Below are 15,513 nucleotides of genomic sequence, written 5' to 3'. Positions count from 1 at the left end.
TTCCTATATATGCTATCCGCACTATTAGTTCTATCTCTTATTTATTAATGGCTTCTGAAAGCTGATCAATAAGTTTAAAAATAGTATTTCTCTTTTGTTTTAGCGCTAATGGATTAGCCACTAAGCGTGTAGATATTGGCTGTAACCAATCGAAAATTTCTAAGTTATTTTCCCGCAAGGTTGTACCAGTTTCCGTAATATCTACGATCGCATCCGCTAGCCCTACTAACGGAGCTAGCTCAACAGAGCCTTCAATTTTGATGATTTCCACATCTTGTGCTCCAAAGTACTGCTTTGTAATGGTTGGGTATTTTGTACCGATACGTTGACGACGACCTTCTTTAGGATTATAGCCCGCAAGAGAGGCCAAGATAAATTGGCATTTACCAGTTTGTAAATCTAGCATTTCATAGCTTGTATCATCTTGTTCATCTAGTACGTCACTACCAACGATACCGAGGTCTACCACACCGTTTTTCAAGTATGTTGTTACATCGGGACCTTTAGCGAGGATAACCTCTATAGCGTCGCCCAATGAAATGATGAGCTTACGCGCCTTGTTGCGCAATGGCTCACAGTCTACGCCACAGGACTCCAAGAGAGGAATAAAATCCTTTTCTACGCGGCCCTTTGTAAGGGCGATACGCAATTTACCATTATCTTGATTATTGCTTTCACCATTCAAGGTTACATCGGTCAAAACGTCGATGTTGAAAGCCATGCCAACCGCAGGCATTGGCGTACCATCAAAGCTAGATAGCAAGCCGTCATAACGACCGCCACTGACGATGTATTGGGACACACCGTCCACATAGCCTCTAAATGTGAGGCCTGTGTAATAGGATTGAAGCGGCTCAGTAGACACATCAATGCGAACCTGTTGACCTGTTTGAGCCACTTGGTTGGCCATGTCTACGAGATTATCTAAAATGCGTTGTGCCGCTGCAGGCAAAATTATTTGATTGAGCTCATCCTTAATATCTTGAACAGTACCAAACAAGCGAGGCCATACAGTTAAAAATGGATATAACGCACTATTTTTAAAGTCATAAATCAACTCGTTATAGTGCGGCAAGTATTTAGTAAACAAAGCCTCTAAGAGCTCTGTTCTTTCCTCATCACTAAGACCAAGTACATCGGTAATAGCCCGAGAGAAACGAGCATCCCCAATTTCTAATAGCAAATTATTACCGAGCTGAGTTTCGTTTACCTCTTTAATAATGGCAAAGCACTCTTGCTCGGCTTTAATGCCTTCATAGCCTACCATCTCAATGCCGCCTTGCGTTACTTGATTTACATCACCGCGGTGCTTTTTATTTTTCATGAACACATCGCCTAAGTAATAGAACGTGCGAGGTAGTTCAATATTGGTAGTCGCCAAGAAACGACCGATTGGCATAGTCAAATCAGGACGAATTACGACGGACGCTTCAGAACTATCCATGAACTCGTACATATGCTGACCGCGACCCATTGCATAGCCATTAAATACATCCTTGTACTCTACAAGAGGTGTAGAGATCTTTGTGTACTGGCGGCTACGACATAGACCGAGCACATATTGGCTCACATCATCCTTGCGCTCTGCTACGGCCCCTATATCATCACGGAATCCCGTAGGTAATTGCTGCTGTACCATCGTAAACATCCTTTCTATCATTTCATCTATTTCATTTCTCATGCCTGTGAAAGCATCATATAATCAGTTTCAAACGAGTTAAATAGCTTTCATTTATCTATGAGAAAAAATTTACCTATATCGATACTTTTCTATTTTATCGCTTTATCTAGTTAAAGTATGAAATTATAGTATAACGGTTCTATAGAATTGTCAATAGAACCGTTACGATTTCACGTTATTAATATAAAGATAATCCGCCTATAGCTTATATCTGCTTATAGATTATAGGAAAATACATATAATTAAAGATCAGTTTTAACTTTGTAACGATAAATATATAGACTTATCAACTTCATCTAAGTCTTCGATCTTATACTTCGTTTTACTTTCATCAAAATGATAATATTTCCGTACATGATCTAACAAAGCTTTGGACTCTTGGTTTTGTTTGGAGAGAAATAGAATACAATTCATATTTTTATCAAAGACAATCATATTATCCTTACATAATAAGTATAGATACGAGCTGCCAGCCTTATCTTTCTCTACAAAGGCATCAAAGAAATAAGGAAATTTAGAGTTAGAGAAACTAGTATCAGATACAATAAATTGGCTACCCAATTTGCTAATATGAATTTCATTCTTAGGCCCAAACTCTAAAACTACACTACGGCCAACCAGCTTATCTGATGATGGTTCATGATAAAACATAAAAGCTATAAAAGCTGTTATTAAAGCAATTAAAACAATAAGTCCAATCAGTAGTTTTTTCATTATATACTCCCACTTACCTTTGCCTGCCAACCAAAAGGTTGGATAATTCCATATATTTGGTCTGTGTTGCCCCTTTGTCGGAGGGACCCCATAAAGTTCTTCATTATGATCAATATATCCAGAAACTTGCATAGATTCTCCAGATGGAATTCTTACTCTCATGTCAGCAAGCTTTTCTTTAAAATGATAGCTATCTTAAATACTTTTGATACAATGCTATCATTATCATAATACTGAAATTCCCCATTTTCCCAAATCGATTGCTTTAACAGAAAACTTGCAGCAAGCAAATTCGATACATCTACAGACAAAGATATTATTCCTCTTTCACTTGATAAATCATGAATATTCGATATAGATTCAATTTTCTTTAATTCTATTAGAATGCCTTGATGCATACCACTAGTCACATCCTCTAATAACCACTCTTCAGAAAATTCATGAAGATGGTTAAAACGAGTTGCATACTGTGACTCTTCAACTCCCACTGCAATAGGTTTATCAGTTACACTATTAACCACACCACCCACTGTACCACTTAACCATTGTGCTAACGCAGGATCAGTCTTAGCCATTTTTTTAATTTCACCAATTAACAGCTCATTAGTCATAATAACTTTAAACCCACTACCAGGTACATTACCAGCCATACGAGCAGCCAACTCACCTATCACACCATGAGCAATGGACTTAGCAACTTTACGATTCTTAGTTGTTGGTTGCCAGTTATGTAATTGTTCAAATGCGCTTTTAGAGAATAGACCTGCTAATTCTTGATGTTCTTCAATTTTCTTTTTATCTAAAATCTTATCTAACTGATATAAAGGTAACGGGTATACAGAGGATTGATAAGCTTTCACCATTTACATACTGCAACTCCTCAACGTGCTTGGCATTCAAGGCATCGATTTTGTAACGAGCCCGTTCAATAGAGGACATATTCTCGATGACAAATTTATCTATCACATGATCCAGTATGTACCCATTCGCGAACACATGGATTACACCAGCCCTTGTAATGTTCATGTTTTTCACACGCTTGATGGTTAACTCATATTCAATTCTGTCGCCATTATAGGTAATAGACCTAGTTATTGAAGTATTCATACCTTTTATTTTATCATAAAACACTCATAAAATCGTAACATCTGGTGATTTTGATAGGAGTTACTTAAATTTTAAGTAATAATGTTTTTTTACTATTTTGTAATATAAAAATGACACCTATACCACTCCCTTGTTGGTGGTATAGATGTCATTATAATAGTATGTAATACTAACCTACTAATCTGGGTAAGATAATTCTAAAGATACTTCACCATTAGCTGTTAATATAAATATTAATCCAGAGAACGGATTTTGATTATAGAATTTAAAAGTCTCAATCATTGATAAAATTTCAGTCTTTAAATCATACATAATCTCTGAAATAATAGCTGGTTCGTCATCGTTATTCTCTACATATTTCAAAACACATGAATCATCCTCAGTCTTATATACTAAAAGCTCTACAAAAGGATTACTGTCATTAGTTTCAAAGTATAGTTTCGCACGACTCCAACTTAGAGGCGTTAATTTATATATATTTTGGGCCACTTTATTATAATGTTTTTCAAGTTCCGATTCTAAGCTTTTATGCTTTAACTTAAACACCTTATCAATGGCAGTATAATTTTTTGCTAATATACTAGATTCCATATCCTCCAATAATAAAACACCTCGAGGCCCTTTTAGCATTTCTTTATATACATCTGACTCAAATTCATCTTCTCTAGCTAGTAAACCAAAATTCTGATACTCCCACTTATATCTATTTTGGAGCCAACAATCGTCAGTTACAGGATCATTATGAAATTCACAATGTGGCTCATAATCATCACGTGAAATATACATTGTTCCCCACGTCCATTGTTCTGTAGAGGATTTATGAAGCAAACGTACATACGTCAAAATTTCACTAGTCCCAGCTTTTATAGTTTTTACTTTTTCATCAGTGCAATTATATAATAAATCTCCATAACTTATGATTGAACCTGCTGGAGTTTTTACATAATAACAAGCCGAACTCATACCTGATTCTGTACATTCAAAAAACAAATAACACTTATACCAATGTATTGGCATACAATCAATAAGTATATCTCTTATTTTATTAATATATATATTCATATATGCTCCTATTAATTATTAGAAATCGTATGCTCAATTGGGGTTCTACCATCCACACTATAGGTAATCTTGAATTCAGATGGACGTTTACTACCATTTCTAATAACATCTATTTCAACAGACACTACATTACCTTCTTTAACTGCTTTTTTTATTGCATTTTCAACACGTCTATATTCACTTTGATTTACCAGTCTATCCATAGCAACCAAATTATCTATATCACCAGAACCATTAAATATCTTTGCGATTAAGTGTCCACCATGATCTTCTCCTAGTCTACCTGTTTGTTCAACTATGGCTTTTTGTGCGCTAGGTATTCGTTGGGCATCTTTTAACTCAACTATACCAAATACCTTAGTAATATTTCTATCTGCATCCGTCTGATAAGTATAACCATTTTTAATATACTCAACATTAGGTTTCAATACTTTTATACCATCAACAGTATCCATATGGCTACCATCGGTAATACGAGTTAAAGACTGTTTTGGATTGTTTTTTGATACAAGCCCTCTCATTGCAACTTGATTATTACTAGGTCCCCATCGACTATTTAGATCCAATTCATCAGAATGATTTCCAAGAGCTAAGTATTGAGCTGTTAAAATTTCACCATCAGAAAGAAATGATATTGGAATAGTCTTCCCATCTATAGAAAATTCGCCTGTCTCCATAGACCAACGAGGTGTATAACCTCGTGCCTTTGCATCTAAAGCTTCTTTATATTCGGCGGTTACCCCATCATTACCATTCTGAGTTTTACTAAATATACGATTAAATAGATTTTTAAACTTATAAAAATAACGTTTAACTACACCTAATGGTTGCCGACCATCAGATAAAACTGAATGGATATTACCATCATAATCCGTAACAACAAATTTGCGCGTTTTTTTAGTTGATCCTGAACTAAGTGAGGGGGATAATAAATTTAACGATTGATAAGTAGTAGGCTCATATGCTGAACCTATACTTGATTCAGAAAAATAAATACCAGTTAGGCCAGGTGTAGTCCCACCATCCTCATATTCTAAATCAAATAACTCCAACTTATTATTAATTGCAATATTTTTATATTTACCAGTTATTTCATCTTTAACAGAAATAACATAAGAGACACCATCTGGCATGGCTCTTAGATCAAAAGATTTTCCTTGATCAGTTACAATATAATTATTCTTTTGAATATCTTCTAATTCATTAAATAACTTTGGATCATTTTGAAACTCATTCCACTTAGTCGCATAAGATGAAACTGCTGCTCCTACATTAGCATTTTTCCCACTAGCCTTATTAACCACACCACCTACTGCTGCACTCAACCATTGTGCTAATGCGGGATCATGTTTAGCTACTTTCTTTATTTCACCAATTAATAGCTCATTAGTCATAGTAGCTTTAAAGCCGCTACCCGGTGTATTACCAGCCATACGTGCTGCTACTTCACCTATGATACCATGTGCAATAGATTTAGCGATTTTGCCATCTTTCGTTGTTGGTTGCCAGTTATGTAGTTGTTCAAATGCATTTTTAGAGAATAGACGTGCTAATTCTTGACGTTCTTCAATTTTCTTTTTATCGAAAATCTTATCTAATTGATGTAACGTATTTTCTGTATTAGTGTTAATGGTTTTAGTATCAATTTCTTTACCATCTACAGACAGTATACCATCAGAAATAGCAGATTGAGTAGTAGAGCTTGCTTTACCTTTAGAGCCTACACCTAAGTTTGGAACTAGACCGATACTGTTATAAATCTTATCATAACCTTTTTTATCATTGGTTTTCATCTCTTCAAGTTTCTTTTTACTACCATAGTAGTTATAGCCGATACCATTGTTGCTATATGTGTACTCAGCTTCGTTTTTGATATCTTTCATCTCTAGAGATTTTGTAGTTAATTTATTCTTAGCTTTCGTAGATTCACTTTTAATAACCGCACCCTCTAATGTAGTCTTATTACCTACATTAATATTGTAGCCTTCTTCTCCTGCATAAATGCCAGCTTGTTCTGTTACGCTCTTCCATTTGCTATCAATGCGTCCTACACTGGCATTGATACTACCAGTTGGATTTTTGAAGTTAGGTTTAGAGGACACAGAAAAGCCTGCAGATTTACTATGTTCTTTAAAGTTATCTACATCTTGTAAGCTTTGAATATGTAAATCACGACCGGTATCTACTTCTACCTTTTTACCAGACACAGTAGAACCAATAATATTTGTATCTCGTTTTGCTTTAAGTTGTGCTAATTGAGCCGCTTTAATCTTAGTAGGTACATAACTTTCTTGATGGGTATCTCCATTTTGACGAGCCATATTGCCACTCGCATTAATATCGAGGAGTCCACCACCAGTTAAGCTAATGCCAGCACCAACGCTCCAGCCAGAACTTTTATAGGTATTATTAACATCTACAGTATTCTTACCAGCCTCAAGATTAATATCACTAGCGCTATCTAATACTAATTTTTTAGCCTCAACGGTTTCACCTGTTAAACCAATACCACTTTGCTGAGCATCACGAGCCTTGATTTGTACCTCACTATCACTAACCAGAGTACCACCTTGATATGTGTTTGTATCTACTACTTGTCCTTGTTTTCTAGAAGTGCTACCAATGCTTACAGATAAGTTAATAGCATCATCAATATTTTTCGCGCCTCGTTTAGCTTTACCGTCTACTTTATCAACTTTACCTGTTACGGCATCGCGTATTTTTTCTCCATGTAAAGCTGCATCTACTGCTTCATATCCATCTTGCAATTGTTTACGCGCTTCATTGAGTTCAAGTGCAGCTAACCGTTTATCATCACGGCCACCAGCTTGTTTTATTGTACGTGTAGTATTTGTAAGTGTATTTGCTATTGCACCACCTAAGGATACGGTAAGACCAGTTTTTTTGTAGCGTTCATCATGTGTCATATGGTTATGATCCACGTTACCATCTAATGTAACAGCAGAGCCATCTAACACAGCACCTTCTTTAGCAAGAATATCTGCACTTGTAAGATGAACTGTATCATTAGCCTTAATATTTACAGTCCCTTTCGTACTAGCAATTGTATTTCGTACAGTAGCCTCTTCATGGTTTGCTTCATCAATATTGTGTTTTTCTTTACCAATAGAGAAACCTATACCGGCACCACCAAGCACTCCAGATTTTTTATGACGATAAACACTGGAACCATCTGTAACAGCTTTATCTGCGCCCAATTCTACCTTACCACCAGCGGTAACAGATACGGCATTCTCGCCCAAAATTTGAGCAGACTGACCTGTTACATCTTGCGCACTTGTAATAGTTATATCTTTACCACTTACTGTAGAACCTGTTACAGATGTACTTGTTACGTCATCAGCGGCATTTGTACTTTCACGTTTGACTAAACTTTTCTTTTTATCTAGATACACATGATTAACTGTGCTATTAGCCTTCGCGGTATTTAATGCAACCGTATTACCAGATACTTTCACTGTATCTGCCGCTAACACTTGACTACCTTCCAGTTGTACTGCATTAGAGGCTAGAACAGAAACATTCTTGCCTTCAATACTACTACCAACAGATGATTGTGCTTTTACCAGATCATGAGACTGAGTCGTTTGCGAGTGTCCGCCACCAGATTTACCTTTATCGAAACGATGTTCTTCAAGCTCATGTGTAGCATTCATTGCTTTCATCGTTACATTGCGACCTGCCGTCACAGTTGTATTCACATCAGAGGAGACAATACCTGCCTCCATAGATACATCTCGGCCTGCTACTACTGTTGTTTGACCAGCACCACCAATACGGCCTTGATCTACACCAGTAATCGTTTCACGACGGTTGTTGCTACTGTTCCACTCAACCTTGCTATTACCGGCCTCATACTGTACGCCTTTATTAATTACATCGCGCCCCGCACTAACCTTTGTGGAACCAGCTGCATTAGTTTGTGTAATGGTGCCACCTTCATTAATAACGTCTTTCTTAGCATACACAGAGACTGTATCATTGCCCATAATAGTGCCTTGTGTATTACGAACTTCGTCATTTGCTGTAACCGTAGCCGTGTTACCTTTAATAAGACCATTATCATTGTGAATGGAATTACCAGTAAGAGTCACATCCTTATCCGCTACAATGCTACCGCTATTATGCATAGTATCAACAGATAGGTTAATAGATTGGGCTTGTAAATTAGCACCACCTTCTACTCGTTTTGTGTTTGGTGCTAAATATAAAGTAGGTACTAGCACAGTTTCAGTTTTGCCATTTGGCAATACAACAGACTTACTAACTAGGAGAACTACATCATCTTTAAGATTCTTTTGCTCAGCCTCTGTTAAACCTCGTCCTAATACAATAGATTGAGATTTAGTTACACTAATCCCTGCATCCATCAATTGGCGATATTGTTCTTCTGCAGAAAGACCAGATTGAAGTCTACTTTTACCGGTTTGACGCATAATCTCTTGCATAACGAGCTGTTGCTCATAATATCCGTCACCCAATCGTTTTTGTATATTCATAGGGTCTAATTTAAGGCGAGATAATACGTAATCAGAAGATAAGAAGTTGCGACGATTGGTAAAGTTTGGATCTGTTTCAATCACATATGAAGTATTAGGATTCGTCGATAACTGACTCATACTATTTAACAGAGATGCATCTACTGTGGCATCACTTTTACTATTTTCTACATGACCGCCATATACGGCAACAGGTACATCTTTAGGATTCACCTTAGTATTCTTATACTTCGCTTCACGAATATTGGTAGTATCCCACCCTTTTTTATGATGACGACTATAACTTGTAGCTGTACCCTCTTCAGTAATATATTCATTCCCTTTAGGATTGCTTTGTTCATAATGACCTACAGTACCAGTGATATCGCCAGCAGCACTAATTTGACTAGCTTCATTCACCATATGATCTACATCCACATGTAAATTACCGCCAGAAATAATTCGGCCAGGATTAGATGTATCTACCGCATCTTCCTCACGTGTACGGTCATATTCATACTTAGTCCAACTATCATGATGTTTACCATATACGGAAAGTTGAAGATTCTCAGAAGAATGTACTACGACTTTATCTTTTGGAATTTTATCATCATGTCCATAAATCCGTTCCTCAGACAATTGATAACGCTTAATGCTGCCGGATGGAGCTACTTCGTTTTTAACATGCTCTTTACCCTCTACAGCTACACGCTTAAGGGTAATACCACCATTTTTATTGTCTACAGATTTCGCAAGTAAAGCTCCACCTTGACCAAACTCAATTGTTGATGCAGTATTTACTACACTATCCATTTTACCGGATACTGTACCTTTCTCACCCATCGTTTTACCAAGCTGTAATTTACCTTCTGCTTTGATGACACTACCATCTGTATTAACAATAGATTTTGTTGCTATAGACAAATCTTTTTGGGCAATCATAACAGGTGCTTCTTTAGTCGTAGCATTACCAGTTTGTATTACAGAGTCAGTAGTAATCTTTGCTGTATCTACATAAAGTTTACCCTTATTCATCTGCTCTAGACTTTTGGTTGTAATATTGGCATCTGTAGTAGCTATCGTACCTGTATTTTGCAACTTACCAGTACTATCTATGGTTAGTTTGTTTTGTGCAGACAATACACCTTGGTTATTAACACCAAAGCCGTCATTGGTACCCACTAAGTACATACTATTAGCATACATACCGCCAATAGCAGCTACATCAAGACCAACTTGACTTGACTCTCCAGTTTTACTTGCATTCGTAACTTTACCAGAAGAATCAACGGCAATAGCATTCTTACCCGTTACAGCTTGAGCATCTTGGGCCCAAACTTTACCATTGAGCTTTACAGCCTCAGCAAGCATATCTGTACGTGCCGTTTTAGAGGCATTAAGACCTTTTTCACCGACTGTAATAGCACCTTTTTGTACATTATAGCCTGTAACACCACCATTATTAATAATTGGATTACCTGTTGTAAGGGTTGCACTGCTTGCATTAATAAATGTGCCATTATTAACAGAAATACCATTAGGGTTGGCAACGATAACATGTGCCTTATTACCGGCTACTTCAAGAGCACCATTCATAGATGTAGAACTTGTACCCGTTACTTCATTTAAAATCGTATTAGCAGTAGGGCCTACTAAATTAGGGTTTCCCATAATATAGCCTGCCAGCTCTGTATTTACAGGTCGATTCGCATTATTTAAAATAAGCCCCTTTTCGTCTACATTAAAAGCATTATATTGGTTATGCGATAACCCTTTATCATTAGGTGTATTAATATTAACGACAGTCATGCCATTTCTAGCTTCTTCTATTTTTGGTCCTAATTTACCTTGATCTGGTACAACAGGATTAGCAAGGGCCATAGGAATCCATGGTGCAGAGTTAGTCGCTAACAATGCAGCAAAGATAGCCATTGCCGTATGCTTTCTTATATTCATATTACTCTCCTTCTCTAGTACATACCATTCACTATTTAAGTGTATAGCTGCACTAGAATACAACACTTAAAACTGATAACTGCCTCTAAAGGCCCACACACGCGTATCTGTATCAAAACCTTCTGGTTTCTTAATTGGTGTTCCTAATGATACATCATAGTTTACATCGTCACCAACCATACCACGTACACCAACCACACCACCAATTAAGGTATTACCTAATTGAGTTTCTGTAGATGGCCCCCATACATGTCCAATATCTATACCCACATATGGAGTAATTTGTTGTTTTCTAAATGGTAACGCCCACTCGTTTTGTACATAATAGCCAGAATCCCCTCTTAAGGTTTCTTCTCCACTAAAGCCTCGTACAGAATAGCGCCCACCAATACTAAATTGATCGGTACCAAACAAGCGTTGATTTGTGAACTGGCTTCTAAAACGCATCGTATACGTACCTTGCTTATGGCCCATACGAACACCGGTTTGAACTTGGCCTTCTAAGCCTGCCATTTTATATAGTGTAGTAGGATTATCTGACAAGCCTTCCCAACTCCGTACTTGAGCACCCAATCCATTAATACCTTGTCGATAAAATAGATATACATCAGATACAGTATTGCTACTATATTGACGATGAGATAAACCAACTTCAACAGCTGTCGTATGTTGCTCTTGTACACCAAGTTCTACATCATCTAAATAATTGTGGCGTTCTTTATGAATGACTTTAGCCACAGCCGAAGTTTTAGAGCGACTTGTTCTATTTAAGACTTGCTCTACTGCAAATTCTGTACCTTGCGTAGTCCCAGAAGAACGAAACGCATTAGGCATGAATACTAATTGATTATAGCTATACTTATACGTCGAAAGACGATATGTACGGTTCCCATCAGGAACTGAATAGCTAACTGCATATTGTTTTGATCCATGACCATCATCATGATGACTGATATCTTTTGTAAAGCTAGTGGTTAGTACATCATTTAATCCTGCCAATTGACTGAAAGATAGATATACTGTCCCTTGATATGTTCCTGTTGATTTATTTCCAGAATTATCTAGCATCAAAGATCCGTGTACAAATCCTTTTTGCTCAACGGTAAGCTTAACAATAGAATGTAATGGTTTTGTACCTGGCTCTATAGTCATCTTAATATCTTGACCTGGTACATTACGCATTTGGTCAATCCCTTGCTCTAATGCTTGTCGACGTAATACATAACCAGGTCTCACAGGAAAAGCACTACGCCAATTAGTGCGTGCTTTAGCATTTGTAAGAACAATATCCTCTACATAACCAGGCATAATCTCAAAAGTGAGTGTACCAGACTGTAAATCTTGGTTTGGCACAACTACTTGACTAGTGATGTACCCATCAGATAACAGTTGCTCTTGTAATTCCTTTTGTAAAAACTGAATGCCCTCTGTTCCAATACGATTATGGTTATATACCTTCAATCGATCTTTATATTTCTGTAACACTGGTTCTGAGGAAGTTACTACAATATGCTCTATTGCAAACGATGTACTTTCCTTAGGTAATGACTTCATTGGTACTTTATCTAAACCTGTATAACCAGATTCTGAACGCGGCAAAGCGGCCCCAGTCATTGGTGCTTCTACACGTTGGCGTAAGGAAGCATCCGCTCGGGCCGCTTCTTGTTGTATAAATGGGTTTGATACTTCTGCTGCAAAACTAGGCATTGTACCGAATATGGTCAGCAAGCCAACACAACCTGCTGCAATACATACAACTCTCATTAATTCCTCTCCTTTCGTTATAAGATGAATTATATATTAAGTTATCTTTTTTTTACAATAAAAATATTTATTAGTTTATTATTATGTTATTATTTATTTATTTTTATATAAAACAAAAGGTAGCTGATTAATAAAATCAACTACCTTCTGTTTAAAATAATAGCACTGAATTATAAGCTATAAAGATGAAGGATTTAATTGTAATAAGTCCACATCATTATAAATCAAATTTGTTATTTCAAACGTATCATTTAAAGTAAAACAACCTTTTAGACCATTATAAGAAAAGACATAGCCATTCATGCTTTCACCATGAATAGAGACAACAGATATGGGCTCAACTACCGCATCAATAGGTACCGCATGACGTCCTAGTTGATCTATTACAAACTTAGCTTGTTCTCTGTCACATGCCAAAATTTGCCCCAAATCATATATGGCTAGATTTTTCTTTTCATTCCATTCATCATACTTCTTCCGTTGTCTAATGTTATAGAATATACCAATAAGTATAATAAGAGTTAGAATTTTAAGTATTATCTCCATACATTCTACTCCTCTAAAATGCTTAATCAGCTAACACACTAAAAATCCATAAAAATAATTACAGTTACACAGACTAGCATATACGGAATAAAATAAAGATAAAGCATGTTAGCAGAACGACATAAACGTTCTTTTTCAGAAACCAACAAACCTGTAACCGCTTTAGCAACTTTATTTCTAGAATAAATATCACCTAATACTGCCAATAAAAAGATTACGACTAATACTCTTGTTCCCCACAAGGTATGGCCCCAAGGAATTACAGTATATGCTACCACCGCGAGACCTTTTATTAACTGAAAAATTTTAATTTCTACACTCTTCTTTAAATCAGTATTGTTTAATCGAAAAGACTGCACTTTAAAAATATCGAATAAGTATATAATAAATACACAAATTATTATATATGTTGCCGCACTATAATTCATATTATCTCCCATTATATTAATCGATTAGGTGAAGCAACCTTTTAGCCCCAAATTCGTTCTATATCTGCTATGCTATGCGCATCAGAGCCAAGTACGAATGGAACGCCAATGACAGCAGCCATGCCTTGGATAAAGCGGCTTGGGTACATTTCATGGCAGTCTGGTTTGAAGAAGCCGCTCATATTGTAGTCTAGTTCGCGACCTTGTACTCGCATGATATGTAAAATATCGCTTACCACATGCGCATTACGACGATCTAAGTGATGTTCAAAGCCAAAATGATGTTGGTATTTTTTAATCAAATCAAAATGGCCAATGCGTTTTGGTGTATATTCGCCAAGGTCAGCACGCACGGCTTGGCGCACCATGGAGTAATATTTGTAATACAACTCATATTGCTTTTCAATCCACGGACCAAAGCCCTTTTCAAATTCTTTAGGACTGTAATCTAAGCAGTAAAAGGCATTATTAACACCTTCCATAAAGTGAACGGACAAGATATTATCATCCGTCAACGGACCATAACGATCGAGGAACTCTTGAATATCCGCTTCAAAACCTGGAATATAATCCACCTCAAAGCCGAGGGAGATATCGATATGTGTACCATAGGCACGTTGTAATTGACGACCTAGTTCTAAGTAGGTATCAACTTGGTTCAACTTCAAAGACGCTGTATCATAGGCTTTTTGGTCTCCACCGTATTCAGCTGCAAAAGCTTTTGGCAACGGCGCATGCTCTGTAAAGCATACCTTTTCAATGCGCAACTCGATGGCCTTTTCAATCATCAATGCAGTTCGGTCCCCACTACCATGCGGACACAATTCCGTATGCACATGACCATCTACGAGACGGCTGCGATACTTACTGTATCCAACGAACTGCCGTTCATCTTTCATGTTCATTCAATCACCCTATTCGCCCTAACCCGTGGCGAACCCTTATCTATCATCTGTATATTATTAGTCTTTACTTTAATATCTACGTTTTATTATACCAATAATGCGTATGTTTCGGTATCCTGATATTTACCATGTTTAAAACCAACTTGAGGCGTAAGCCCACAATAGGTAAATCCAAAGTGCTCATGCAATGCCGTACTAGCTGCATTCCCTGCAGTAATAACAGACACTACCGTATGCAATGTATCCGTTTCTTTTGCGTGGTCTAAAATATGGGCCATCAACTTAGATGCCACGCCTTTGCCTCTATATTCTTGATGAATATAGATAGATAATTCGACAGTACTTTTGAAAGCATCCTTTGTCCTATATGGTGAAAGCGATGCATAGCCTACAACCACATCGTCTATTAGACCTACAAAAATACAGTGCTCTGAAGTTTGATGTGCCTCATACCACTCCTGCCACTCTGGCAACGTGCGGGGCTCAAGATCAAGTGTTGCTACACCATTCATAACCTCGTAATTATAAATATCTAAACAAGCTGTGATATCATCCTTTGTAATTGGTCGAATTACTAATTCACTCATAAGAATTCCTCAAAATTGTGGGTATCCAAAATCCGGTATCCGAAACTAAAATTATTTCTATATTATATCTATATAACATAATATATAAAAATAACGCTAACACGCAAGAAAAAGGACGAGCTGCAACTCGTCCTTTTGTTATATTGTAGGCAATATTTTGTACGCTTTACTACCAATTAGTAGTATACCATAAATAAATGTCCAAAAGATAAATCAGAACCACCCGTAAAACGGGTGGTTTGCTCACGGGCTATAAGCCCGTAG

11 protein-coding genes are annotated in these 15,513 nt (G+C 36.9%); all 11 read right to left on the bottom strand.

What is annotated here, in order from left to right:
- Positions 1 to 37: 37 nt before the first annotated feature.
- Positions 38 to 1,639: an ATP phosphoribosyltransferase gene (gene hisG, locus RYM16_RS06435; protein WP_314983057.1), complete on the bottom strand. Its 1,602-nt coding sequence runs from the start codon at positions 1,637 to 1,639 to the stop codon at positions 38 to 40.
- A gap of 297 nt (positions 1,640 to 1,936) precedes the next feature.
- Entirely contained in the window at positions 1,937 to 2,527 is a 591-nt protein-coding gene (locus tag RYM16_RS06430; RefSeq protein ID WP_314983055.1) for a hypothetical protein, read from the bottom strand.
- 26 nt (positions 2,528 to 2,553) lie between these two features.
- On the bottom strand, positions 2,554 to 3,258 hold the full coding sequence (locus tag RYM16_RS06425) for a hypothetical protein (protein ID WP_314983053.1): 705 nt from the start codon (positions 3,256 to 3,258) through the stop codon (positions 2,554 to 2,556).
- On the bottom strand, positions 3,203 to 3,502 hold the full coding sequence (locus RYM16_RS06420; protein ID WP_314983051.1) for a hypothetical protein: 300 nt from the start codon (positions 3,500 to 3,502) through the stop codon (positions 3,203 to 3,205). The genes RYM16_RS06425 and RYM16_RS06420 overlap by 56 nt, the downstream gene beginning before the upstream one ends.
- Positions 3,503 to 3,679: 177 nt before the next feature.
- Entirely contained in the window at positions 3,680 to 4,564 is an 885-nt protein-coding gene (locus tag RYM16_RS06415) for an immunity protein YezG family protein (RefSeq protein ID WP_314983050.1), read from the bottom strand.
- Between the two features lie 11 nt (positions 4,565 to 4,575).
- Positions 4,576 to 11,019: a hemagglutinin repeat-containing protein gene (locus RYM16_RS06410; protein WP_314983048.1), complete on the bottom strand. Its 6,444-nt coding sequence runs from the start codon at positions 11,017 to 11,019 to the stop codon at positions 4,576 to 4,578.
- A 66-nt stretch (positions 11,020 to 11,085) separates the two neighbouring features.
- Positions 11,086 to 12,783, bottom strand: a complete 1,698-nt coding sequence (locus RYM16_RS06405) for a ShlB/FhaC/HecB family hemolysin secretion/activation protein (RefSeq protein ID WP_314983046.1) — start codon at positions 12,781 to 12,783, stop codon at positions 11,086 to 11,088.
- A gap of 177 nt (positions 12,784 to 12,960) precedes the next feature.
- Positions 12,961 to 13,329: a hypothetical protein gene (locus tag RYM16_RS06400; protein ID WP_314983044.1), complete on the bottom strand. Its 369-nt coding sequence runs from the start codon at positions 13,327 to 13,329 to the stop codon at positions 12,961 to 12,963.
- Positions 13,330 to 13,367: 38 nt separating this feature from the next.
- Positions 13,368 to 13,757 carry a hypothetical protein gene (locus tag RYM16_RS06395; RefSeq protein WP_314983041.1) on the bottom strand — a complete coding sequence of 130 codons (390 nt, stop codon included), beginning with the start codon at positions 13,755 to 13,757 and terminating at the stop codon, positions 13,368 to 13,370.
- Between the two features lie 41 nt (positions 13,758 to 13,798).
- A complete protein-coding gene (gene hisJ / locus RYM16_RS06390) occupies positions 13,799 to 14,662 on the bottom strand; it encodes a histidinol-phosphatase HisJ (protein WP_314983040.1) in 864 nt (287 codons plus the stop codon).
- An 86-nt stretch (positions 14,663 to 14,748) separates the two neighbouring features.
- Positions 14,749 to 15,249: a GNAT family N-acetyltransferase gene (locus RYM16_RS06385; RefSeq protein ID WP_314983038.1), complete on the bottom strand. Its 501-nt coding sequence runs from the start codon at positions 15,247 to 15,249 to the stop codon at positions 14,749 to 14,751.
- Positions 15,250 to 15,513: the final 264 nt, after the last annotated feature.

Source organism: uncultured Veillonella sp. (assembly GCF_963524655.1).
Lineage (GTDB): Bacteria > Bacillota > Negativicutes > Veillonellales > Veillonellaceae > Veillonella.
The sequence above is the reverse complement of the archived record's forward strand: the minus strand, read 5'-3'. Positions and strand labels throughout refer to the sequence as shown.

What these genes read in the sequence shown, in the direction of transcription:
- hisG (WP_314983057.1), bottom strand. Translation starts at nt 1,639, where the DNA reads ATGGTACAGCAGCAATTACCTACGGGATTCCGTGATGATATAGGGGCC.
- RYM16_RS06430 (WP_314983055.1), bottom strand. Translation starts at nt 2,527, where the DNA reads ATGCAAGTTTCTGGATATATTGATCATAATGAAGAACTTTATGGGGTC.
- RYM16_RS06425 (WP_314983053.1), bottom strand. Translation starts at nt 3,258, where the DNA reads ATGGTGAAAGCTTATCAATCCTCTGTATACCCGTTACCTTTATATCAG.
- RYM16_RS06420 (WP_314983051.1), bottom strand. Translation starts at nt 3,502, where the DNA reads ATGAATACTTCAATAACTAGGTCTATTACCTATAATGGCGACAGAATT.
- RYM16_RS06415 (WP_314983050.1), bottom strand. Translation starts at nt 4,564, where the DNA reads ATGAATATATATATTAATAAAATAAGAGATATACTTATTGATTGTATG.
- RYM16_RS06410 (WP_314983048.1), bottom strand. Translation starts at nt 11,019, where the DNA reads ATGAATATAAGAAAGCATACGGCAATGGCTATCTTTGCTGCATTGTTA.
- RYM16_RS06405 (WP_314983046.1), bottom strand. Translation starts at nt 12,783, where the DNA reads ATGAGAGTTGTATGTATTGCAGCAGGTTGTGTTGGCTTGCTGACCATA.
- RYM16_RS06400 (WP_314983044.1), bottom strand. Translation starts at nt 13,329, where the DNA reads ATGGAGATAATACTTAAAATTCTAACTCTTATTATACTTATTGGTATA.
- RYM16_RS06395 (WP_314983041.1), bottom strand. Translation starts at nt 13,757, where the DNA reads ATGAATTATAGTGCGGCAACATATATAATAATTTGTGTATTTATTATA.
- hisJ (WP_314983040.1), bottom strand. Translation starts at nt 14,662, where the DNA reads ATGAACATGAAAGATGAACGGCAGTTCGTTGGATACAGTAAGTATCGC.
- RYM16_RS06385 (WP_314983038.1), bottom strand. Translation starts at nt 15,249, where the DNA reads ATGAGTGAATTAGTAATTCGACCAATTACAAAGGATGATATCACAGCT.